At 61.2% G+C, this 22,763-nt stretch carries 21 protein-coding genes; 11 read left to right on the top strand and 10 right to left on the bottom strand.

All coding sequences use genetic code 11. The features are described from left to right. Window positions 1–63: 63 nt before the first annotated feature. From HCG46_RS06015 to HCG46_RS28535, 9 genes are all read left to right on the top strand, one after another. Window positions 64–633: a DUF3305 domain-containing protein gene (locus tag HCG46_RS06015; RefSeq protein ID WP_208984238.1), complete on the top strand. Its 570-nt coding sequence runs from the start codon at window positions 64–66 to the stop codon at window positions 631–633. Next, window positions 630–1,304 (top strand): DUF3306 domain-containing protein, encoded by a 675-nt coding sequence (locus tag HCG46_RS06010; protein WP_023003113.1) that lies wholly within the window; start codon window positions 630–632, stop codon window positions 1,302–1,304. Before HCG46_RS06015 ends, HCG46_RS06010 begins: the two co-directional genes overlap by 4 nt. Before the next feature lie 63 nt (window positions 1,305–1,367). Next, on the top strand, window positions 1,368–1,976 hold the full coding sequence (locus tag HCG46_RS06005; RefSeq protein WP_031270327.1) for a molecular chaperone TorD family protein: 609 nt from the start codon (window positions 1,368–1,370) through the stop codon (window positions 1,974–1,976). 58 nt (window positions 1,977–2,034) lie between these two features. After that, window positions 2,035–2,235, top strand: a complete 201-nt coding sequence (locus tag HCG46_RS06000; protein WP_023003115.1) for a hypothetical protein — start codon at window positions 2,035–2,037, stop codon at window positions 2,233–2,235. Between the two features lie 104 nt (window positions 2,236–2,339). Next, on the top strand, window positions 2,340–5,243 hold the full coding sequence (locus tag HCG46_RS05995) for a formate dehydrogenase subunit alpha (protein ID WP_023003116.1): 2,904 nt from the start codon (window positions 2,340–2,342) through the stop codon (window positions 5,241–5,243). A gap of 12 nt (window positions 5,244–5,255) precedes the next feature. Beyond that, window positions 5,256–5,849: a formate dehydrogenase FDH3 subunit beta gene (fdh3B, locus tag HCG46_RS05990; protein ID WP_006937368.1), complete on the top strand. Its 594-nt coding sequence runs from the start codon at window positions 5,256–5,258 to the stop codon at window positions 5,847–5,849. 138 nt (window positions 5,850–5,987) lie between these two features. Continuing rightward, window positions 5,988–7,214, top strand: a complete 1,227-nt coding sequence (locus tag HCG46_RS05985; RefSeq protein WP_055656237.1) for a formate dehydrogenase subunit gamma — start codon at window positions 5,988–5,990, stop codon at window positions 7,212–7,214. Window positions 7,215–7,226: 12 nt separating this feature from the next. Beyond that, entirely contained in the window at window positions 7,227–8,582 is a 1,356-nt protein-coding gene (locus HCG46_RS05980) for a c-type cytochrome (protein ID WP_209009320.1), read from the top strand. Then, window positions 8,579–8,707 (top strand): hypothetical protein, encoded by a 129-nt coding sequence (locus HCG46_RS28535; protein ID WP_023003119.1) that lies wholly within the window; start codon window positions 8,579–8,581, stop codon window positions 8,705–8,707. The genes HCG46_RS05980 and HCG46_RS28535 overlap by 4 nt, the downstream gene beginning before the upstream one ends. Before the next feature lie 270 nt (window positions 8,708–8,977). Here HCG46_RS28535 and HCG46_RS05975 read toward each other — a convergent pair whose 3' ends face one another. The 10 genes from HCG46_RS05975 to hutI all read right to left on the bottom strand — a co-directional run bounded on the left by HCG46_RS05975 (window position 8,978) and on the right by hutI (window position 20,486). After that, window positions 8,978–9,814 carry a substrate-binding domain-containing protein gene (locus tag HCG46_RS05975; RefSeq protein WP_023003120.1) on the bottom strand — a complete coding sequence of 279 codons (837 nt, stop codon included), beginning with the start codon at window positions 9,812–9,814 and terminating at the stop codon, window positions 8,978–8,980. Then, entirely contained in the window at window positions 9,811–10,635 is an 825-nt protein-coding gene (locus HCG46_RS05970) for an ATP-binding cassette domain-containing protein (protein ID WP_209009318.1), read from the bottom strand. Before HCG46_RS05970 ends, HCG46_RS05975 begins: the two co-directional genes overlap by 4 nt. Further along, on the bottom strand, window positions 10,628–11,335 hold the full coding sequence (locus HCG46_RS05965; protein WP_055656232.1) for an ABC transporter permease: 708 nt from the start codon (window positions 11,333–11,335) through the stop codon (window positions 10,628–10,630). The genes HCG46_RS05970 and HCG46_RS05965 overlap by 8 nt, the downstream gene beginning before the upstream one ends. A gap of 155 nt (window positions 11,336–11,490) precedes the next feature. After that, window positions 11,491–13,041 carry a TRAP transporter large permease subunit gene (locus HCG46_RS05960; RefSeq protein WP_168685118.1) on the bottom strand — a complete coding sequence of 517 codons (1,551 nt, stop codon included), beginning with the start codon at window positions 13,039–13,041 and terminating at the stop codon, window positions 11,491–11,493. Continuing rightward, window positions 13,038–13,541, bottom strand: a complete 504-nt coding sequence (locus HCG46_RS05955) for a TRAP transporter small permease subunit (RefSeq protein WP_062491410.1) — start codon at window positions 13,539–13,541, stop codon at window positions 13,038–13,040. Before HCG46_RS05955 ends, HCG46_RS05960 begins: the two co-directional genes overlap by 4 nt. Before the next feature lie 451 nt (window positions 13,542–13,992). After that, window positions 13,993–15,090 carry a TRAP transporter substrate-binding protein gene (locus tag HCG46_RS05950; protein ID WP_023003125.1) on the bottom strand — a complete coding sequence of 366 codons (1,098 nt, stop codon included), beginning with the start codon at window positions 15,088–15,090 and terminating at the stop codon, window positions 13,993–13,995. A gap of 142 nt (window positions 15,091–15,232) precedes the next feature. Further along, entirely contained in the window at window positions 15,233–16,915 is a 1,683-nt protein-coding gene (gene hutU, locus HCG46_RS05945) for a urocanate hydratase (protein ID WP_055656225.1), read from the bottom strand. Further along, window positions 16,908–17,735 carry an N-formylglutamate deformylase gene (hutG, locus tag HCG46_RS05940; protein WP_055656223.1) on the bottom strand — a complete coding sequence of 276 codons (828 nt, stop codon included), beginning with the start codon at window positions 17,733–17,735 and terminating at the stop codon, window positions 16,908–16,910. Before hutG ends, hutU begins: the two co-directional genes overlap by 8 nt. Further along, on the bottom strand, window positions 17,722–19,278 hold the full coding sequence (hutH, locus tag HCG46_RS05935) for a histidine ammonia-lyase (protein ID WP_168685116.1): 1,557 nt from the start codon (window positions 19,276–19,278) through the stop codon (window positions 17,722–17,724). The genes hutG and hutH overlap by 14 nt, the downstream gene beginning before the upstream one ends. Beyond that, window positions 19,275–20,486, bottom strand: a complete 1,212-nt coding sequence (gene hutI / locus HCG46_RS05930; protein ID WP_168685621.1) for an imidazolonepropionase — start codon at window positions 20,484–20,486, stop codon at window positions 19,275–19,277. Before hutI ends, hutH begins: the two co-directional genes overlap by 4 nt. A gap of 74 nt (window positions 20,487–20,560) precedes the next feature. Between hutI and HCG46_RS05925 the strand changes: the two genes are divergently transcribed. Both HCG46_RS05925 and HCG46_RS05920 read left to right on the top strand, forming a co-directional pair. Continuing rightward, complete coding sequence (locus tag HCG46_RS05925) at window positions 20,561–21,940, top strand: formimidoylglutamate deiminase (protein ID WP_168685114.1); 1,380 nt, start codon at window positions 20,561–20,563, stop codon at window positions 21,938–21,940. Between the two features lie 26 nt (window positions 21,941–21,966). After that, the gene (locus HCG46_RS05920; RefSeq protein WP_023003131.1) at window positions 21,967–22,668 is read left to right on the top strand and encodes a UTRA domain-containing protein; all 702 of its coding nucleotides are present in this window, start codon (window positions 21,967–21,969) and stop codon (window positions 22,666–22,668) included. Window positions 22,669–22,763: the final 95 nt, after the last annotated feature.

Here is a 22,763-nt window from a genome sequence, read left to right as displayed (position 1 = left end):
AGCATTTTACGTAACATCAAAACAGAGTCGGATTGAACCGGCGGACGGGGAGGTAGGTGGTTCGTGACTAGGGAAAGAACGCGCGTCATGCCGGTCGGGGTTGTGGTGCGCAGGCTGCCTGGCGTAACGCGCTGGCAGAAGTGGACCTGGTTGCCGGTGTCCCTGCTGCCGGGAGCCGCGCCTGCGGACTGGAAAATGCTGCGGGCCGAAGGCGATGCGATCGAATACCATGCGACGACCTTGAGCCTGGAGCTGCATCACACCCAGACCGAAGCCTATCTGATTGCCCTGTCCGACAAGGTTCCCTCCGTCTACGTTGTGATGCGGGCTGCCCCGGAGCTGGCTCCGGCGATCCCCATTGAGGTGCTGCACATGACAGCATCTGCCCATGAAGGCCTGGATTACGCGGATTCCGCCGAGGTCTTTGTCGAGAAGGTGCCAATGCCGCCAGGGCTGATTGCCTGGGTCCGGGAATTCATTGACATGCACCACGAAGAGGAAATCTTCTACAAGCGCCAGCGTGACAAGCACCGGATCGACCTGGAGGAAGAAGGCATCGGTGATCCACGCATCCGGCAGCTTGCCGACGTTTACCGGGCGCCCGGCACCCGCAAGAAGGACACACTGCAGTGAACTCCGGCGACGACAAGCCAATGGATTTCTGGTCAAGGCGCAAGGCTGCGGTTCGTGAGGCCGAAGCCGCGGAGGTCGAGCGCCGGGACGCTGAGCTTGAAACCGCGAAACGGGTCGAGCTGGAAGAAAAGACCGATGCGGAAATCCTGGAAGAACTTGGACTGCCTGATCCCGACAGCCTGCAGAAGGACGACGATTTCACGAAGTTCCTGGCCAAGACCGTGCCGGAGCGCCTGCGCCGGAGGGCATTGCGCCGTTTGTGGCTGTCCAATCCCGTTCTCGCCAACCTCGATGGCCTGAACGATTATGACGATGATTTTACCGATGCATCGACCGCCGGTCAGGTGGTGAAGACCGCCTATGAAGTTGGTCGTGGATTCTTGAAAAAAATCTCTGAAACGGAGCCGGACGAAAACTCGGACGCTACGCTGGCCGGAGAAGGTGAAGTACTTTCCGGGCAAAGTGATTCTGCTGCGCCGCAATCGGAACAACTTGCTGCAGCGCAGCATACTTATGTCGAAAATGGAAAAACATCTATTCGATTGACGCAAAGAGACGAGAAGGTGCAAATTAGTGAAATTGGAACTATTGTGTCTGATGAAACAGCACTGGTCGAAACCGAAGAAGAGCGCCTGCCGAAACGGCGCCGAATGCGTTTCGACTTTGATTAATACTAAAGTCTAAGAAGTTTTTGCGCCAGAAAAGCACCGTGTGTGTGGGAGGAAAAGGCTCGAATGGCCGTTGTGGCGAGGGAATTCATTATCGAACCGGAAGATCAGGCCCGGTCCGAATTGTACGACTTTCTGGCACTGGTGCTTGCGCGCCCGGCCGGAGCCGAATTGCTCGAGCAGATTGCAGGCCTGCAGGGTGGTGACACGCCCCTGGGCAATGCTCTCAATGTGCTTGCCAGAATTGCGGCAGTGACGACGCCGGCGACGGCCGAGCGTGAATTCAATGCCCTTTTCGTCGGTCTCGGGCGCGGTGAGCTGCTGCCATACGCCAGCTATTATCTGACAGGGTTCCTCAACGAAAAGCCTCTCGCAAAGCTGCGCCAGGACATGGCGGAGCGCGGGATCGAGCGCGCTGAAGACAAGCACGAACCGGAAGACAATATCGCATCGCTGATGGAGATGATGGCGGGGATGATCCTCGGGCGTTTCGGCAAGGTGACATCTCTCAGCGAACAGAAGAGTTTCTTCAACGCCCACGTGGAACCCTGGGCGATACATTTCTTCACTGATCTGGAAGCGGCCGGAACATCGGTGTTCTACGGTGCTGTCGGATCGTTGGGGCGCCAGTTCATGGAAATCGAGGCACAGGGCTTCGACATGATCTCGAACTGACGGTTGCATCTGAAATGGGGTGGCTTGGCCATCCATCTGCGAGAGGAGGAATGCGACAATGAAACGACCCGAAACGGCAAGCCCCGAAGAGGGTACAGGCCGCCGGGACTTCCTGAAGCTGGCGGCGATTTCTGCCCCGGTTGCCGTGACCACGGTAACCGCCGGAACCACCGCTGAAGCGGCTGAGCCCGATCTGGCTTCCGACAAGATGCAGGACACGGTTCATACCCGTGCCTACTACGACAGCGCCCGGTTCTAACTGGACCCTGTGAGACTTCCCCGGCCATGGTTGCGTGACGCCCGGACGCCGGTTCACAAATAACCCAGCCGTATCAGGTTCTGATACAAGCAAGGTAGGGCAATATGCTTAGGAAAAAGACCAATGGGGTTGCGCGACGCCCCCAAGGTGCAAGTATCCTGAAAGACGCTGCACACAAGTCGGTAGACCGCCGTACGTTCCTTAAGGGATCCGGTCTTGCCGCAGGCGGCCTGGCCGCCATTACCGTGACCGGAGGAACGGTCACCAAAGCCAAGGCACAATCCACCGGCGATGCCGTGAAGACCGTCAAGTCGATCTGCACGCACTGTTCCGTTGGCTGTACCGTTATCGCCGAAGTTTCCAGCGGAGTCTGGATCGGGCAGGAGCCCGGTTGGGACAGCCCGTTCAACCTGGGTGCCCACTGCGCCAAGGGAGCTTCCGTCCGCGAACACGCTCATGGCGAGCGCCGCCTGAAATATCCGATGAAAAAGGAAGGCGGAGAGTGGAAGCGGATCAGCTGGGACGAGGCGATCAACGAGATCGGCGACAAGATGCTGCAGATCCGCGAAGAAAGCGGTCCGGACAGCGTCTACTGGCTCGGCTCGGCCAAGCACAGTAACGAGCAGGCTTATCTCTTCCGCAAGTTTGCAGGCTACTGGGGAACGAACAACGTCGACCACCAGGCCCGCATCTGCCACTCCACGACGGTTGCCGGCGTAGCGAACACATGGGGCTACGGCGCCATGACCAACAGCTACAACGACATCCACAATTCCAAGGCGATCTTCATCATCGGCGGCAATCCGGCGGAGGCACACCCCGTCTCCCTGCTGCACGTGCTGCGCGCCAAGGAACAGAACAACGCTCCGCTGATCGTCTGCGATCCGCGGTTCACCCGCACCGCGGCCCATGCCGACGAATATGTGCGCTTCCGTCCGGGTTCGGACGTTGCCCTCATCTGGGGCATTCTGTGGCACATCTTCGAAAACGGCTGGGAAGACAAGGAGTTCATCCGCACCCGTGTGTGGGGTATGGACCAGATCCGCGAAGAAGTTGCCAAATGGACGCCCGATGAAGTCGAGCGTGTCACCGGTACGCCGGAAAGCCAGCTGAAGCGCGTGGCGCGGACGCTTGCCAACAACCGTCCGGGCACCGTGATCTGGTGCATGGGCGGCACCCAGCACACCAACGGCAACAACAACACCCGTGCCTACTGCATCCTGCAGCTGGCGCTCGGCAACATGGGCACCGCCGGTGGCGGCACCAACATCTTCCGTGGCCACGACAACGTGCAGGGAGCGACCGACCTCGGCGTTCTCGCCGACACGCTGCCGGGCTATTACGGCCTGACCGCCGGCTCCTGGGCTCACTGGGCTCGTGTGTGGGAAGAAGATCTGGATTGGCTGAAAGGCCGCTTCGGCACCATCAAGGGTGCGGACGGCAAGGACAAGGCCATGATGAACCTGACCGGTATCCCGGTCAGCCGCTGGATCGATGGTGTCCTTGAAGCCAAGGAAAACCTGGAACAGCCGGACAACACCCGTGCGATGGTGCTGTGGGGCCATGCCCCGAACTCCCAGACCCGTCTGCCGGAAATGAAACAGGCTATGGAAAAGCTCGACCTTCTGGTCGTGGTTGATCCCTATCCGACCGTTTCGGCAATCCTGCACGACCGCACCGACGGCTGTTATCTGCTGCCGGCCTCGACCCAGTTCGAGACCCGTGGTTCGGTGACCGCTTCCAACCGGTCGCTGCAGTGGCGCGAACAGGTGATTGCACCGCTGTTTGAATCCAAGCCCGACCACACGATCATCGCCATGTTCGCCAAGAAGTTCGGTTTCGACGACCGTCTCTTCCGCAACATCGGCATGGACGGGGACGAGCCGAACATCGAGGACCTGACACGCGAGTTCAACCGCGGCATGTGGACGGTGGGCTACACCGGCCAGTCGCCTGAGCGTATCAAGTCGCACATGGAGAACCAGCACACCTTCGACCGCACCACGCTGCGTGCAGTCGGTGGTCCCAACGACGGCGAGTTCTACGGCATGCCGTGGCCGTGCTGGGGCACCGCAGAGATGAAACACCCGGGAACGGCAAATCTCTACGACATGTCCATGCCGGTCGCTGAAGGCGGCCTGTGCTTCCGTGCCCGTTACGGCGTGGAGCGTGATGGCCAGAACCTTCTGGCGGAAGGCGTCTCCAACCCCGGTGCGGACATTCAGGACGGCTATCCCGAGTTCACCATGCAGATGCTGATCGACCTCGGCTGGGATGGTGACCTGACGGCCGAAGAGCGTCAGTCGATCGAGACTGTTGCCGGCGCTGCGGACAAGATCGGCACCGTGAACTGGAAAACCGACCTTTCGGGCGGTATCCAGCGCGTGGCGATCGCCCATGGCTGTGCCCCGTTCGGCAACGCCAAGGCGCGTGCCGTTGTGTGGACCTTCCCGGATCCGGTGCCGCTGCATCGCGAGCCGCTCTACACCAACCGGCGGGATCTGGTCGCGGACTATCCGACCTATGCCGACAAGTCGTTCTGGCGTGTTCCGACACTCTATGCGTCGATCCAGAAGAACGACTTCTCCAAGGACTTCCCGATCATCCTCACATCCGGCCGTCTGGTCGAATACGAGGGCGGCGGGGACGAAACCCGGTCGAACCCCTGGCTGGCTGAACTCCAGCAGAACATGTTCGTCGAAATCAATCCGCGGGATGCCAACAATCTCGGGGTGCGTGACGGCGCACAGGTCTGGGTCGAAGGCCCGGAGGGCGGCAAGGTCAAGGTCATGGCGATGGTTACCGAACGTGTCGGCGAAGGCGTTGCCTTCATGCCGTTCCACTTCGGTGGTCATTACCAGGGCGAGGACCTGAGGTCGAAGTATCCGAAGGGTGCAGACCCCTATGTGCTTGGGGAAAGCTGTAACACCGCTCAGACCTACGGGTATGACTCGGTGACCCAGATGCAAGAGACCAAGGCTACTCTCTGCAAGATCTCGGCAGCGTAAGGAGGACGACAAATGGCAAGATCAAAGTTCCTTTGCGACGCCGAACGCTGCATTGAGTGCAATGCCTGCGTCACGGCCTGCAAGAACGAGCACGAGGTGCCGTGGGGCATCAACCGCCGACGTGTTGTGACCATCAATGATGGCAAACCGGGCGAACGGTCGATCTCCGTGGCCTGCATGCACTGCTCGGACGCACCCTGCATGGCGGTGTGCCCGGTGGACTGTTTCTACCAGACCGAAGAAGGCGTGGTGCTTCACTCGAAGGACCTGTGCATTGGCTGCGGCTACTGCTTCTACGCCTGTCCGTTCGGCGCACCGCAATTCCCGCAAGCGGGCAATTTCGGATCGCGCGGCAAGATGGACAAATGCACCTTCTGTGCAGGTGGTCCGGAAGAAAACAACTCCACTGCAGAGTTCGCGAAATACGGCCGCAACCGTATCGCGGAAGGCAAGTTGCCGCTCTGCGCGGAAATGTGCTCCACCAAGGCCCTGCTCGCGGGCGATGGCGACGTCGTGTCGGCCATCTACCGCGAACGTGTGGTTGCCCGCGGCTTTGGCTCGGGTGCCTGGGGCTGGGGTACCGCTTACGGCCAGAAAGGCGGCTGATCCCTTGCGGGGTGAGGGCAGACCGGCACGCCGGACTGCCCGTCACGCTTGGGTAGATGCCTGAAAGAAACGTAGGCGGGGCGGCTTTACAGCCGCCCCGCTCGTCTCCGGTTGTAATCGACAATGAGGTTTGCGGTCATGAAACGCGTGACTATGGCTTTGCTTGTTCTTCTGGCCTTTCTTGGTGCGGGTCTGGGGACAGGGTTTGCACAGGATACGTCCGCCGACCGGTCGGCGACCGGTGGTGCGCAGACGCTTGAAGACATCATGAAACGCCAGCGTGGCGAGAAGGTCGACTACGACTTCCGCCGCAACAACACCGGTGATCCTGACGACGCGGCGTCGATTTCCTCACAGCTCGGGACACTTGGCGGTGTCTCCGATCCGGAACTCTGGCGGGCACTGCGGTACGGCTCCGCGGACGTGACAGTCTCTTCCGGTGGATTTGCAGCAACCGTTCTGATGCAGGATGGCGGCATGCGCTGGCTTGAATGGCGCAAGGGACCACTTGCCACTTACGGCGCCTGGCTGCTCGGCGGGACCATCGTGCTGCTGGCCCTTTTCTATCTCATTCGCGGCCGTATTCGCATTGATGGCGAGAAGACCGGCCGCACCATCACCCGCTTCAAGGCGATCGAGCGCTTCGGGCACTGGCTGCTTGCGGGATCCTTCGTCCTGCTTGGCATAACCGGCCTGTTGACGCTTTTCGGGCGCTTTGTGATCATCCCCATGATCGGCAAGGACGCCTTCGCGCCCGTCGCGCATTTCTCAAAGTGGATCCACAACAACGTCGCCTGGGCCTTCATGCTTGGCCTGATCATGGTGTTCGTGATGTGGGTGGCACACAACATCCCGAACAAGACGGATGTAAAATGGATCGCCGTGGGTGGCGGGCTTTTCAAGAAGGGCGTGCACCCGCCGGCCAAGAAATTCAACTTCGGTCAGAAGCTGGTGTTCTGGGGGGTGATCGTGCTGGGCGCGTCGATTTCCGTTTCCGGGCTGTCGCTGCTGTTCCCGTTCGAAATGCCAATGTTTGCGGTCACCTTCGAAAAGCTCAACGCACTCGGCCTGCCGCAGCTGGTGGGTCTCGGTACATTGCCTACCGCGCTTGCACCGCATGAGGAAATGCAATTTGCGCAGCTGTGGCACGCCATTGTGGCGTTCGTGATGATGGCGCTGATCCTGGCGCATATCTACATCGGTTCCATCGGCATGGAAGGCGCCTATGACGCCATGGGCTCCGGCGAGGTTGAACTGCAGTGGGCGAAGGAGCACCACGGCCTCTGGGTGAAGGAAGTCGAAGAAGCTGAAAAGCGCGAAGCCGCCAAACATTCAGGCGGCGACAGCGCGGTTCCCGCCGAATAGGCCCGGCGTGACATGCCGTTTCAGCCGGATCCCGTATGGTTGCTTGCACGGGTCTTCGGGCCCGCTGCCGGCTTCCTTCTGACGCTGGTCTCCGCAGCCGGTAGCGCCGATTTCCAGACCCTGAAGGGCCACGGCGGTCCGGTCATGGATATCGACGTTTCCCTTGAGACCGGTCAGGTGGCAACTGCCAGCTTCGACAATTCGGTCGGCATCTGGAAAGACCGGGTGCCGCAATGGCTTGAGGGCCATGCGGCGGCGGTCAAGGTGGTTCAGTTTCTGGACGGCAGCCATCTGGTGTCCGGCGGAGACGACAACGAGCTTATTCTCTGGAACACCCGCGATAACTCGAACCGGGTTCTGGAAGGGCACACGGCCAAGATCATGGGGCTTGCGGTTTCCCCCGACAAGACGACGATTGCCAGCGCAAGCTGGGATGCACGTGTGGGGCTGTGGCCGGTTGCCGGCGGCGAGCCGGCTTATCTTGCCGGACATGCAGCCGGGGTGAATGCGGTCGCGTTTTCAAGGGACGGACGCCAGCTTTATTCAGCGTCGGTCGACGGGTCGATAAAGCTCTGGGATCTGGCAACGCAAAGTGAAAAGCGGGTCGTTGATCGCAACGGTTTCGGCATCAATGTCATTGCCATTGGCGGTGAGGGTGACCGGGAGAGCTGGATTGCCTACGGCTCCCAGGACGGAGTGACGCGGATCGTCGATATCGAAACCGGCGAACGGCTGCATGACTTCACTTTCGAGCGCCGGCCCATACTGGCCATGGCGGTCAGTCCGGATGGCTCACGTCTGGCGACCGGTGACGGTCATGGATATATCACCGTGTTCGACACGACGTCCTGGGCGCTTGAAACGGACTTCCGGGCTGCACTGAAAGGTCCGATCTGGGCGCTTGCCTTTTCGAAGGACGGCGATGTGTTGCATGCGGGCGGCATCGAGAACATCGTCTATTCATGGCCCCTTGCGGATCTTGCAACATTCGATCCGATGGCAACCGAGACACCGCAATTCCTCAAGAAACCGGAAGAAATGTCCAACGGCGAACGGCAGTTCGCGCGCAAATGCTCGATCTGCCACGCCCTGACCGGCGATACCGCGCGCAAGGCCGGGCCGACGCTTCACAACATCTTCGGCCGGCGTGCGGGCACTATTCCGGACTACCCCTATTCGGCGACCCTGTCAGGATCTGATATTGTCTGGTCGGAAACGACGATCGATCAACTGTTCCTGGACGGCCCGGATCACTATATTCCCGGGTCGAAGATGCCGATGCAGCGGATTGTGGAACAGCAAGACCGTGACGACCTGATCGACTATCTGAAATCGGCGACGGCGCCATCCGAAGGAGATACACAATGAAAACAATGCTCATCGCGTTTGCCGCCATTATCGTGATTGCCATCGGCGCCAACCAGGTTCTGGAGCACCTGCGGTTTTCCAGCGCCGACTTCACGTCCAGCCCGTCCGTGCGCTTGGGGGAATAACGATTACCCGCAATTCGACGGAAACAGGCAGCACCTGCCGGTAATTCTTTTCCACATGGGCTTTTGATAGCTCATGAGCGGTGCCTGTGTGCGGCGTACTTGCCGTCCGCCCCGGGGGGCTTGAAACTCCACGCAAGTCCAGTTGCCTTTGAGCAGGTCAAAAAAAATCCCCCTCCTCGCGTGAGAAGGGGGAAGGTTTGAGCGGAGCATGCGACACAGATTGCTATCTGGCTCCACTCACTCGGAAAGCGAGAAGACGGTCAGACGGGCTCAGCTTGAGCCCTTGTCCGAATTCGGGAAGAACAGCTGCTGGCCGTCGACCTTGTAGTCGGCGATAGCCTGCTGGCCTTCCTTGGACAGCACCCAGTCAACGAACTGCTGGCCAAGATCGGCCTTCACATGGGCATGAACTTCCGGGTTCACCAGAATGATGCCGTACTGGTTGAACAGGATCGGGTCGCCTTCAACGGCAACCTTGTAGTCGCCCTTGTTGCCGAAGGAGATCCATGTGGCACGATCGGTCATGACGTAAGCGCCCATGCCGGTGCCGGTGTTGAGGGTAGCGCCCATGCCGGAGCCGGTTTCACGGTACCAGTCGCCCGAGCCTTCGCTCGGGTCGATGCCGGCGGCCTTCCACAGGCGAAGCTCCGCCTTGTGGGTGCCGCTGTCATCGCCGCGAGAGGCAAATGGGGCCTTCGCATCGGCGATTTTCTTCAGGGACTCAACGACATCTTTCGAGCCGGCGACGCCTGCAGGGTCGTTTGCCGGGCCGACGATGACAAAATCGTTGTACATGACGTCGGAACGGGAAACGCCGAGACCGTCTGCAACGAATTTTTCTTCGGACGGTTTGGAGTGAACGAACAGGACATCGCCATCGCCATTGGCGGCGTTCTTGATGGCCTGGCCTGTGCCAACGGCAACCACGCGGACCTCAATGCCGGTCTTTTCCTGGAAGATGGGCAGGAGATAGTCGAACAGGCCCGAATTCTGGGTTGAGGTGGTCGACTGGACGACAATGAACTTGTCTTCCGCAAAACTCGGCTGACCGGCAAATACGGTCGTCAGGACGGCGGCGGCAAGCGCCAGAAATGCTCTTCTGATCAATTTTTCCTCCCGGGGTAATCATTCAGGGATTGGGTGTTGGGTCCAAGGTAAAGCCTGCCGTCCCGCCAGGCGCGAACGGGTTCGCTTCTGGGGTTGGCCAGCACTTTTTCGACAGGGCCTGTCTCGACCACGGTGCCGTTCTGCAGAAAAACGAGGTCTTCACCGAGGCGTTTTGCCTGGCCTGCATCATGGGTCACCAGAACAACGGTGACACCGCGGGCGTTGGCTTCCAGTACCAGGGACTCGATCGCGGCAGTGGAAGCCGGGTCGAGATTGGCAGTAGGTTCGTCGAGAAACAGGAGTTCGGGATCGCAGGCAAGAGCGCGCACCAGGGACAGGCGCTGCTGCTCGCCGCCGGACAAGACGCGGGCCGGGCGCCTGGCCAGATGACTGAGGCCCGCCGTTTCCAGCGCGGCCTTGACCTTGTCGGCGCGTTCGCTGCCCCGCAGGCCGCGAACGCTCAGTGCGAACTTGAGATTGGCGATAACCGAGCGGCGCAGCAACACGGGACGCTGGAAGACCATAGCCTGCGCGCGTCGGGCGGTGGCGTCCATCCGGCCGCCTTCCCACAGGATAGCGCCTTCCTGCGGCTGAAGCAGACCGTGCATCAATCGCAGCAAGAGGCTCTTGCCGGCTCCGTTCGGGCCCATGATGAGCGTGCGTGAACCGCGCCGGATGGCAACATCGACGTCGTGCAGAAGTTTTTCGCCGCCCGCCGAAAAGCCGAGACTTCTGACATCCAGCAACGGGTCGTGCATTGCCGGGCTACGGCGCGACATCGTGGAGGCAGTGCCTGGTGTGTCGAAAGCTGCGTCACGCATAGGCGGCCCTCGCAGCTGAGGCACGAAGGGCCATGACACCGGCATTCACGGCAAAGGCGATCATCAGCAGGATCACGCCGAGCGCCAAGGCAAGCTGGAGGTTGCCCTTGGATGTTTCCAAAGCGATGGTCGTGGTCATCACACGGGTAACATGGTTGATGTTGCCACCGACAATGATAACCGCTCCGACTTCGGCAACCGCACGGCCGAAACCGGCCAATGCGACTGTCAGCAGGCTGTAGCGGGCATCCCAGAGCATGGCTGTCAGACGATCAAATCGGCCGACGCCGAGCGATGCGAATTGCTCGGAATATTCCCTGTTGAGGTCTTCGATTACCTGGCGTGTCAGCGCGGCGACAATGGGCGTTACCAGTACCATCTGCGCGATAATCATGGCAGTCGGCGTGTAGAGCAGGCGCAGCGGCCCGAGCGGTCCGGATGCCGACAGGACGAGATAGACAAGCAGGCCGACCACGACAGGGGGCAGGCCCATCAGCGCGTTCAAGATGACGGCGACGAGCGTTCTTCCGGGGAAATTGAAAGTGCCGACCGCCGCGCCGAGGGGCAGGCCGATAACGCAGGCGAGAACGACAGCCGTAAGCGTGACCCGCATGGACAGGCCGATGATTTCCATCAAATCCGGATCCAGCGCGATGACCAGGCCAAGGGCTCCAGCAAACGCCCCCCAGAAACTGTCCATTCCTGTCATTTCTCCCTCTCTATGGGAAAAAATAACGTAAAATGCCAAAGAATGAAACTCATGTACGACATGGACACGCACAAAAAAGCCACAGCGGAAGGTGCTGTGGCTTTTTTAGGTAGATAGTGAATTTTATCGGCTTGCCGAGAAACTCCTCAATACAGCCAGCGGGGCAGCCAGGTGGCGAACATCGGGAAGGTCCAGAGGATGGCGACGGCGACGATCTGCAGGATGATAAAGGGAACGACGCCGCGGTAGATCTGGCCCGTTGTGATTTCCTTCGGTGCCGCGCCTCTCAGATAGAACAGCGAGAAGCCGAAGGGAGGGGTCAGGAACGAGGTCTGCAGGTTGATCGCGATCAGGACAGTCAGCCAGATTGGGTCGATGCCCATCAGGATCAGGGGCGGGATCAGAACCGGCAGCAGGATCACCGAGATCTCGACGAAATCGAGGAAGAAGCCCAGCACGAAGACGAACAGCATCGCGAAGATCAGTGCGCCTGTCGGACCGCCCGGCATTTCCTGAAGGATGTCGTGGACCCGGTCTTCCCCCCCAAGACCGACGAAAACCAGCGAGAAGAAGCTGGCCATCAGGATGGTTGCGAAGATCATCGAGGTGACCGTCAGCGTGGACAGCATGGAAGCTTTCAGGAGCCCGTCCGCGAAAGCCTTCCTCAGGATGTGCAGAACGACGCCCAGGGAAAACAGCGCCATCCCCGCATAGACAGCGGCGATAACGTAGCCACCGGCCGTGACATCGGAGCGTTGCAGGCGTATCGGTAGGATCGATGCGGCGATTGCAAGCGTCAGGAGCGCAGCTGTCGCCAGCACGATGAGCTTTGAGGACACTCCGAGACGGCGGCCTGCCAGCAGGATCGCGCCCACGGCACCGACGGAAGCTGCCTCGTTGGGCGAGGCGATGCCGCCGAGGATGGAACCGAGCACTGCAACGATCAACAGGATTGGCGGCACGATGGCGGCAGCAATCTCCCGGCCTGACGGCTGGTCGACATGTTCCGACATCGCTGGCGCGTCGTTCGGGAACAGGTAAGCCCGGCCGACAATGTAGGCGCAGTAGACGGCGACGAGCAGCAGACCGGGGATCATGGCGGCTGCAAAAGTCTGGCCGACCGAGATCGTCTCGATGGTGAACTTGCCCTGCGCGTATTGCGCCTGCTGGAAGGCATTGGACATGACGTCGGCCAGGATGATCAGCAGAGTCGACGGTGGGATGATCTGGCCGAGCGTTCCGGCAGTACAGACCATGCCGGAGGCAAGTTTGGGGTCATAGCCATTGCGCAGCATTGTGGGCAGGGCGATCAGGCCCATGGCAACCACCGTTGCACCGACAATGCCTGTGGACGCGGCGAGCAGGGCGCCGACCAGCATCACCGAAACACCGAGACCACCTCTCATGCGGCCGAAGAGCCGGCCCATTGTTTCCAGCAGATCCTCTGCGATGCGGCTCTTTTCCAGAATGACGCCCATCAGGACGAACAGCGGGATCGCGGTCAGGACCGGGTTGGTGAGCACACCGAAGAAACGCTGGCCCATGGCGCCCATGAGCTGAATGTTGAAGTCGCCCATCATCCAGCCGAGCAGGGCAAAGCCCGTGGCAACGCCCGCAATGGTGAAGGCAACGGGATAGCCGAGCAGAATGAAGGCGATCAGCGCGCCGAACATGATGAGATCGAGAGGCAAGCTCATGCACTGACGCCTTTCAGCTTCTGAACATCGCGGATGAAGGCGGCCACACCCTGGATCAGCAGCAGCACGCAATAGGCGGGAATGAGGGATTTCAGGAGGAAGGAGGCAGGGATACCGCCAACGGAAATCGGCCCTTCCAGAATGGCCCAGCTGCCGCGCACGGACGGCCAGGAGAACCAGATCAGCACGACGAGGGCCGGTGTCAGCAGGAACAGATGGCCGAAGATATCGATCCACGCCTGCGCGCGCTCGCTGTTCCTGGCATAGAAGATGTCGACACGGACATGGGCATTGACGAGGAAAGTGTACCCGGCGCCAAGCATGAAGATCGCCGCGTGGAAATACAGCACGCCCTCATCGAGAAAGATGAAGCTGTAGCCAAAGACATAGCGAAGCAACACGATCGTGAATTGCAGCAGCAACATCAGAAGCGCCGCCCAGCACAGCGTGTTGCCTATTACCGAATTGACACGCTCCAGCGCGCCCGCCAGTTTTTCCATCAAAGTAGCTTTCCGGTTCTTTTGCCCCTTAAGGCTTTCTGCCTGCCTGAACTTGAGATCGGGCATCCCGACGCTTGTCATCCCGGACGGAGCGGAGCGCAGATCCGGGATCCAGTGCGCCGCAGCCCCTGTAAAAAGCATGGGCGCCGGTGACTACTGGATCCCCGCCTACGCGGGGATGACAAGTGGAGGGCATTGCCGTTCCATTTCTATAGAGGCGCCACTTGTCCCCTGCCGTCCATCTTGCCAAGCGGCTTAAAACAGATGCCCAAACCTCAATATCCTTATAGGACTTGACCCTGCAGGGCATGCCGTTTCCCCGAAGCGAATTCTGACGCGAAGAGGAACCGAAATGGATCCCAGGGCTCGCCATGGGACAACGACAGACAGAGTGATAAAACGCCATCACATCGGGGAAAACAGATTTCCCCGATGTGAGACGTCAACCCGATCAGTCGTAGTTGTAGTCGAGCATACGCGCGTTCATCTGGCCGTTGTCGGCATAGGGCATGTACTCGCGCATCAGCTTGCGGTAGGCGAGGAAGCTTTCGGTGATGCGTTTCACCAGCTCGTCTTCGTCCGCACGCAGTTCGGCGATCACCTCACCGGCGGCATTGCCCATTGCGACGATGACGTCGTCCGGAAGCTTCTTCACCATCACACCGTGATCGTTGACCAGCTGGGTCAGTGCCTGGGCGTGCTTGGTGTTGTATTCCGTCAGAACGTCGTTGTAGAGGCTGGCGCAGGCACGCTGCACGGCTTCCTTCAGGTCGTCCGGCAGAGCGTTGTAGGCTTCCAGGTTGACGGCACATTCTTCAGCGGAAGACGGCTCGCCGACACCCGGCCAGTAGTAGTTCTTGGCGATCTGGTAGTAGCCGAGCGCGCTGTCTGTCCACGGACCGATGAACTCGCCCGCATCAAGCGCGCCGGACTGAAGCGCCTGGAACATGGCCGGGCCGCTCATGGCCTGAACCGCCATGCCGAGCTTGGAACACATTTCGGAGGCAAGACCGGTGGACCGGAACTTCAGGCCTTTCAGGTCGTCGGCGCTGTTGATCTCGTTGCGGAACCAGCCAGCCCACTGCGGTCCGGAGTTGCCGCACAGGAACGGCTTCAGGTTGAAGCGGGCATAGATTTCGTCATAGAGAGCCTGGCCGCCACCGTGGATCATCCAGCCGGCTTGTTCGGGAGCTGTCAGACCGAAAGGCTGCGACCCGAACAGCAGGATGCCCTTGGACTTGGAACCCCAATAGGCGGGTACAGCATGGTACAGCTCGGCAGTGCCCTGGCCGACGGCATCGAACACACCGTTGCCCGGAACGATTTCGCCGGCGGCAAAGAGCTTCACCTCGATGCGACCACCGGACAATGCGGTGATGCGGTCCGCCAGCATCTGGGCAGCGACGCCCGGTCCCGGCAGGTTTTTCGGCCATGCGGTGACCATGCGCCACTGGTGCACATCCTGCGCAATGGCAGGTGCAGCCAGGGTGGAGGCCGCAACTGCGGCTGTGCCGGTGGCGCCGGCTTTTAGAAAATCACGTCTTTTCATGGTATTACCCCTCAGTCAAAGGAATGGATCGGAGTGTCCCGCCGTGCTTGATTGTTTCCCCAAGATCAACCTGCTTTCATGTTGGACCATGAAAGCAGAAAGTTGATTGCATTATAGTTGCTGGGTCATCTTTCTGCGTCCATCAGGACGCGGGACGACCCAGAATAGCCGGCAGGTTAAGCCCCTGTTCTTTCGCGCAGTCCAGCGCGATCTCGTAGCCGGCATCCGCGTGACGCATCACGCCCGTTGCCGGATCGTTCCAGAGCACCCGACCGATTCGCCGATCGGCATCTTCCGTGCCGTCGCAGCAGATGACCATACCCGAGTGCTGGGAAAAGCCCATGCCGACGCCGCCGCCATGGTGGAGCGACACCCAGGTCGCGCCGGAAGCGGTGTTGAGCAGGGCATTCAGAAGCGGCCAGTCGGACACGGCATCGGAGCCGTCCTTCATGGCTTCGGTCTCGCGGTTGGGCGATGCAACCGAACCACTGTCGAGGTGGTCGCGGCCGATCACGATCGGCGCTTTCAGTTCGCCGTTGCGGACCATTTCGTTGAAGGCAAGGCCGAGGCGGTGGCGTTGCCCAAGGCCCACCCAGCAGATGCGGGCCGGCAGGCCCTGGAAGGAAATGCGCTCGCGCGCCATGTCCAGCCAGTTGTGCAGGTGCTGGTCGTCCGGGATCAGTTCCTTCACCTTGGCGTCGGTCTTGTAGATGTCTTCCGGATCGCCGGAAAGCGCGCACCAGCGGAACGGGCCGATGCCGCGGCAGAACAGCGGACGAATATAGGCGGGCACGAAACCCGGGAAGGCAAAGGCGTTTTCCAGGCCTTCTTCCATGGCAACCTGGCGGATGTTGTTGCCGTAATCGAGTGTCGGCACACCCATGTTCCAGAAGTCGACCATGGCGGCGACATGCACCTTCATGGACGCACGAGCGGCTTTTTCCACCGCCTTCGGATCGGTCTCGGCCTTGGCGCGCCATTCGGCGACGGTCCAGCCCTGGGGCAGGTAACCGTTGACCGGGTCATGGGCGGAGGTCTGGTCGGTGACGATGTCCGGCTTCACGCCGCGCTTCACCAGTTCGGAGAAGACATCGGCGGCGTTGCCGATCAGCGCCACGGACTTGGCTTCGCCTGCCTTGGTCCAGCGGTCGATCAGTGCCAGCGCCTCGTCGAGGGAGTGGGTCTTTTCGTCGACGTAGCGGGTGCGCAGGCGGAAGTCGGCGCTCTTCTCGTCACACTCCACCGCAAGGCAGCAGGCCCCGGCCATGACGGCTGCAAGCGGCTGGGCACCGCCCATGCCGCCGAGACCACCGGTCAGGATCCAGCGGCCCTTCAGGTTGCCTTCGTAGTGCTGGCGTCCGGCTTCCATGAAGGTCTCATAGGTGCCCTGCACGATGCCCTGTGTGCCGATGTAGATCCAGGAACCGGCGGTCATCTGGCCATACATGGCCAGGCCCTTCTTATCCAGCTCGTGGAAATGGTCCCAGTTGGCCCAGTTCGGCACCAGGTTGGAGTTGGCGATCAGAACGCGTGGGGCATCCTTGTGGGTCTTGAAAACACCGACCGGCTTGCCGGACTGCACCAGCAGCGTCTCGTCTTCCTCAAGGGTCTTGAGGCTTGCGACGATGCGGTCGAAATCGTCCCAGGTGCGTGCCGCGCGGCCGATGCCGCCATAGACGACCAGCTCATGCGGGTTTTCCGCCACATCCGGATGAAGGTTGTTCATCAGCATGCGCAGCGGGGCTTCGGTCAGCCAGGACTTGGTGTTGAGCTCGGTGCCGGTGGGCGGGAATACGTCGCGGGCGTTGTGGCGGCGATCAGTCATTGTTCGCTCCCTGGGTGTTGTTCTGGAATAAGGAGGGCGCGAGGTTTTCCAGCGCGCTCAGGATGTCTTTCAGATGGGTCCGAAGCCGGTCGGCCTTGGCCTCGTCATAGGCAAAGGGCGTGTCTTCGGTGGCAAGATGGGTCTTCTGGGCGAGCTCCATCTGAATGGCGTGAAAGCCTTCGGCCGGTCGGCCGTAATGCCGTGTCGTCCAACCACCCTTGAAGCGGCCGTTTAGGATCGACGTGTAACCTTCCGCTGCCTGGGTGCAGGCGACGACGGCAGCCTCGATGGCGCTGGCGCAGGTCGTGCCGTTGTTGGTGCCCGTGTTGAAATCGGGCAGCGTGCCTTCGAACAGGAACGGCACTACGGAGCGGATCGAGTGGCAATCGTAGAGAATGGCAACGCCGTGTTTGGCGCGGACCCGTTCCATTTCCGCCTGAAGGGCAGCGTGATAGGGAGCATGCCAGGCAAGACGCCGGGCCTCGATTTCACCGGTCTGCGGTTCCATGCCGGATTGGTAGATGGGGCGTCCATCGAAATCGGTGGTCGGGCAGAGCGTTGTGGTGTTCTGGCCCGGATAAAGGCTGACGCCTTCCGGATCGCGATTGGCGTCGATCACATAACGATGGAAGTTCGCCTTCACCATGGTCGCACCGGGCAGGAGATCGGAATAAAGCCGGTCCACATGCCAGTCGGTGTCGGCCAGTTTCAGGCCGGTGTCGTTGAACCTTGCCTTGATGTCGTCCGGAACGAATGTGCCTGCATGAGGCACGCCAAGAACGACCGGGCCATCACCGCGGAAGACGTCAACCGGCTGCATGGGCATCTCCCAGCGTGATCATGTGGCCGGCGGAAATCGCCGAAACCAGCTTGCGGCTGCGGATCAGGCCGGCTGCCGTTTCCAGGTCCGGTGCCATGTAGCGGTCCTTTTCCAGGGAGGGGACGACACCGCGAAGAGCGCCCATGACCGTCTGCAGCGAAGCGCTGGTGTTCAGCGGGGCGCGGTGCTCGATGCCTTCGGCGGCACACAGAAGTTCCACACCCAGGATCTGGCTGAGGTTGGCGTTCATGCGGGCAAGACGACGAGCACCGTGGGCGGCCATGGAAACATGGTCTTCCTGGTTGGCACTGGTCGGCGTGGAATCGGTCGAGCACGGATTGGCGAGATGCTTGTTCTCGCTCATCAGGGCGGCGGTCGTCACTTCCGCGATCATCATGCCCGAGTTCAGGCCCGGATCCTTGGCGAGGAACGGCGGCAGGTCGAAGGAAAGCGTCGGGTCGACCATGAGCGCGACACGGCGCTGGGAAATCGCACCGAGTTCGGCAATGGCCAGTGCAATCTGGTCGGCAGCAAAGGCAACCGGTTCGGCATGGAAATTGCCACCGGAAACGATCCGGTCGGCATCGATCAGTACCAGCGGATTGTCGGTTGCCGCATTGGCTTCGATTTCGAGCGTGCGGGCCGCCATGCGGAGCAGATCGACACAGGCACCGGCAACCTGCGGCTGGCAGCGGATGCAGTAAGGGTCCTGCACGCGGGTGTCGCCCTCGCGGTGGCTTTCGCGGATTTCCGAGCCGTCCATGATTGCGCGCATGGCCCTTGCCACTTCGATCTGGCCGCGATGGCCGCGCAGCTCGTGGATTTCCGGCAGGAGCGGTGCGGTCGAGCCCATGATGGCGTCGGTGGAAAGGCTGGCAGTCATCAGGGTCGCTTCGGCCAGACGCCAGGCGTCGAACAGGCCGGTGAGCGCACAGGCGGTCGAAAACTGCGTGCCATTAATCAGCCCAAGGCCTTCCTTGGGGCCAAGCACGACCGGGGTCAGGCCCGCCTTGGCAAGGGCTTCACCACCGGGCATGCGCGTGCCGCCGAAATCAGCTTCACCTTCGCCGATCAGAACGGCCGTCATATGGGCCAGCGGCGCAAGATCGCCGGATGCACCGACAGACCCTTGCGAGGGAACCATCGGCGTGACGTTTCTTTCCAGGCAATCCTCGATCAGCTTCATCACTTCGAAGCGGACACCAGAGGCGCCACGGCCAAGCGAGAGCAGCTTCAGCACCATCATCAGGCGGGTGGTGGTCTTGTCGAGCGGTTCGCCGACGCCGCAACAATGGGAAAGGATCAGGTTCCGCTGCAGGGTTGCAGTGTCCTCGGGGGCGATCTTGACGCTGGCCAGCTTGCCGAAGCCGGTGTTGACGCCGTAAACGGCCTCGCTGCCCCGGGCCGCCTTGGCAACTCGTTCGGACGCAAGGTTGATCGCGGCTTCCGCTGCGCGGTCGATGCGCACTGGCAGCTCTTCCCGGTAGATGCGTTCCAGATCCGCCAGGGTCACGGAGCCCGGTGTCAGGGTAAGGGCGCTCATTCAGAGCCTCCGAAAATGCGTTTGAAGAGGGAATTGAAGCCGATCCGGTAGGAAAGCTCCGCCGGGTGGCTGACGTTCCAGACAGCCAGATCCGCCCGTTTGCCGGGCGCCAGCGTGCCCTGATCGTCCAGACCAAGCGCCTTCGCCGCTTCGCGGGTGACGCCGGCCAGCGCTTCTTCCGGTGTCATGCGGAACAAGGTGCAGCCCATGTTCATGGTCAGGAGCAACGAGGCGAGGGGGGATGAACCCGGATTGCAGTCCGTTGCCAGCGCGACGGGCACATTGTGCTTGCGCAAAAGATCAAGCGGCGGGAACTGCGTTTCGCGCAAGGTGTAGAAAGCGCCCGGCAAAAGCACGGCAACAGACCCGCTTTCGGCCATCGCCTTGACGCCGGCTTCATCCAGGTATTCCAGATGGTCGGCGGAAAGAGCTCCATAGGATGCGGCCAGGGCCGCGCCGTTCAGGTTGGACAGTTGCTCTGCATGCAGCTTCACCGGCAGACCAATTTGCTTGGCCTTGTCAAACACCTTGCCGATCTGTTCCGGCGAAAAGGCGATGCCTTCGCAAAAACCGTCCACGGCATCCACCAGTCCCTCGGCATGAGCCGCTTCCAGCGTCGGCAGGCAGACCTTTTCCAGATAGAGGTCGGCCTTGTCCTTGTATTCGGCCGGAATGGCATGGGCGCCCAGGAAGCTGGTCTTGACGGTGATCGGTCGCAGCTTGCCGATCTTGCGGGCGGTGCGCAGCATGCGCAGCTCCGTTTCCCGGTCGAGGCCATAGCCGGACTTGATCTCGATGGCGGTGACGCCCTCGGCGATCAGGGCATCGACACGCGGCAGGGCTGCTTCCAGCAGCTGCTTTTCGCTGGCTGCGCGCGTTGCCTTGACCGTGGAAACGATGCCGCCACCGGCACGGGCAACTTCCTCGTACGTTGCACCTTGAAGGCGCATTTCGAATTCACGCGCCCGGTCGCCGCCGAAAACAACATGGGTATGACAGTCGATCAGGCCCGGGGTCACCAGCCGTCCGCCGATATCATCCGCGCTGAGCGACGCATAATGAGACGGCAGGTCTGCGGCCTTGCCGATCCAGGCGATCCGGCCACCTTCGATCACCAGCGCACCGTCCTCAATCAGGCCGTACGGCTCTCCGTTGGCGGTGAGCGTTGCCAGCTTGGCGTTTGTGAGGAGGCGTTTCAGCACGTCCATCTCCGGCTTGATTAGATTGCGATATAAGATAATATGCATGCACATATTAACGTGTCAACGGAGGAAAAGACGGCATGTCGACAGTTTCTGGCGCGACGGTTTTTGCGGAAAAGGCGCTTCTGGCCGACGGCTGGGCGGAAAATGTCGCTGTCTCGATCGGTCCGGACGGCCGGATCGCCTCGGTTGAAAGAGATGCGCAGCCAATCGGCGAACGCGTCGGCATTCTTCTGCCGGCCCCGGTCAACCTGCACAGCCACGCCTTCCAGCGGGCCATGGCGGGCATGAGCGAGCGGCGCGGTAGCGAAAGCCGCGACAGTTTCTGGACCTGGCGCCAGATCATGTTCCGCTTTCTGGACGCCCTGACGCCGGAAGACGTGGAGGCGATTGCCGCCTTCGTGCAGATGGAAATGCTGGAGGCGGGTTATGCCGCCGTTGGCGAGTTCCACTATCTGCATCACCAGCCGGGCGGTGCGCCCTACGCCAACCTGGCGGAAATGTCGGACCGCATCATGGCGGCTGCTTCCGATACAGGCATCGGCCTCACGCATCTGCCGGTTCATTACCAATTCGGCGGCTGTGACGGGCGCCCATTGGCTGCCGGACAGATTCGCTTTGGCAACGACTTCGACCGTTTCCAGAAACTGCACGAGCTTGCGTCCCAGGCGCTCAAGTCCCTGCCGGATGATGCGGTTATCGGCGTTGCCCCGCATTCACTGAGGGCGGTTGATGCCGACAGTCTGAAGAAGGCCGTTGCCCTTGCCGGCGGCAACCCGCTGCACATGCATCTTGCCGAGCAGATCCCGGAAGTGGACGAGGTTCTGGCGGCCACGGGGCAGCGCCCGGTGGAATGGCTGCTTGCCAACCACGCGGTTTCAGAAAACTGGTGCCTGATCCACTGCACGCAGATGACCTCGCAGGAGACCGCCGGTCTTGCTGCGACCGGGGCCGTCGCGGGGCTTTGTCCGATCACCGAATCCAGCCTCGGCGACGGGATCTTCGACGGCGTCGATTACCTGGCCGCGGGCGGCCGCTTCGGCGTCGGCTCGGATTCCAACATCCGCATCGCGCTCTCCGAAGAGCTGCGCACGCTGGAATATTCCCAGCGCCTGCGCGATACCTGCCGGGCTTCTGTTGCAACGAAGGAAAAGTCCACCGGTCGGGTCCTCTTCGACGGCGTCGTGGCCGGTGGTGCTCAGGCGGCGGGGCGTGCAGCGGGCAGGATATCGGAAGGGTCGCTTGCCGATCTCGTCGCACTGGATGGCATCGCCATCGACCTGGAAGGCCGGGAAGGCGACGAAATTCTCGATGCCTGGATCTTTGCCGGTGACGACCGGATGGTCGCTGAGGTCTGGTCCGCCGGCCGGCATGTTGTTTCCGGCGGAAACCATGTAAAAGGCAACGCGATCCGCGCGAAATACCGGGCCACCATGGCCTCGTTGCGCGCCAGACTGTGAAGAACGACTTGAACGGGTAAGACGACTTGGCGCTTGCGGACACAAATTCCTGGACGGGCATTCGCGAAGAACTCCTTCGGCGGATCCATGACCGGATCTGGCAGCCGGGGGAGCAGATCCCCCATGAGGCCGATCTTGCGGAAGAGTTCGGCTGCGCCCGCACCACCGTCAACCGTGCTCTCCGGGACCTTGCCGAAAGCGGGCTTGTGGTGCGCAAGCGCCGGGCGGGAACGCGTGTTGCGCTCAACCCGCCTCAGCGCGCGACGCTCACCATTCCGATCCTGCGCGAGGAAGTCGAAGCGCTTGGCCGCACCTACCGGCACAGCCTTCTGGAAAAGGATCTCCGGCCCCTGCCACCCATGTTGCACGGCGCGTTCCAGGTGACGCTCGGCGCGGATGTCCTGTTTTTAAAGACGCTGCACTTTGCCGACGACCGGCCCTATGCCTTCGAGGAACGCTACATCAACCTGGAAGCGGCTCCGGCGGCGCGTGACATGACGTTCGAGGACGTCAGCGCCAACGAGTGGCTGGTGCACAACGCGCCCTACAGCCACGGCGATATTTCCTTCTTCGCCGTCAATGCCGACAAGACCCTCTCGCGCAAACTGGATGCTTCCACGGGCGCAGCCCTCTTCGCCATGGAACGCATCACCTGGACCGGCCCCCTGCCGATCACCCACGTCCGCCTGATCTTCGCCCCGGGCTACCGGATGCGGACGGAGATCTGAACGGGGAGGGGCGTTTTCCGACCTCTCCAGCAAGGTTGTTCAAATACCGGCCGGGCATGGCCCCGCTCATTGCGATTGCGCCCCTTAGAGTTGTA

The sequence above is a fragment of the Labrenzia sp. PO1 genome, from assembly GCF_012273635.1.
Lineage (GTDB): Bacteria > Pseudomonadota > Alphaproteobacteria > Rhizobiales > Stappiaceae > Roseibium > Roseibium algicola.
Note: the sequence above shows the minus strand (reverse complement) of the source record. Positions and strands in the feature narration are given on the sequence as shown.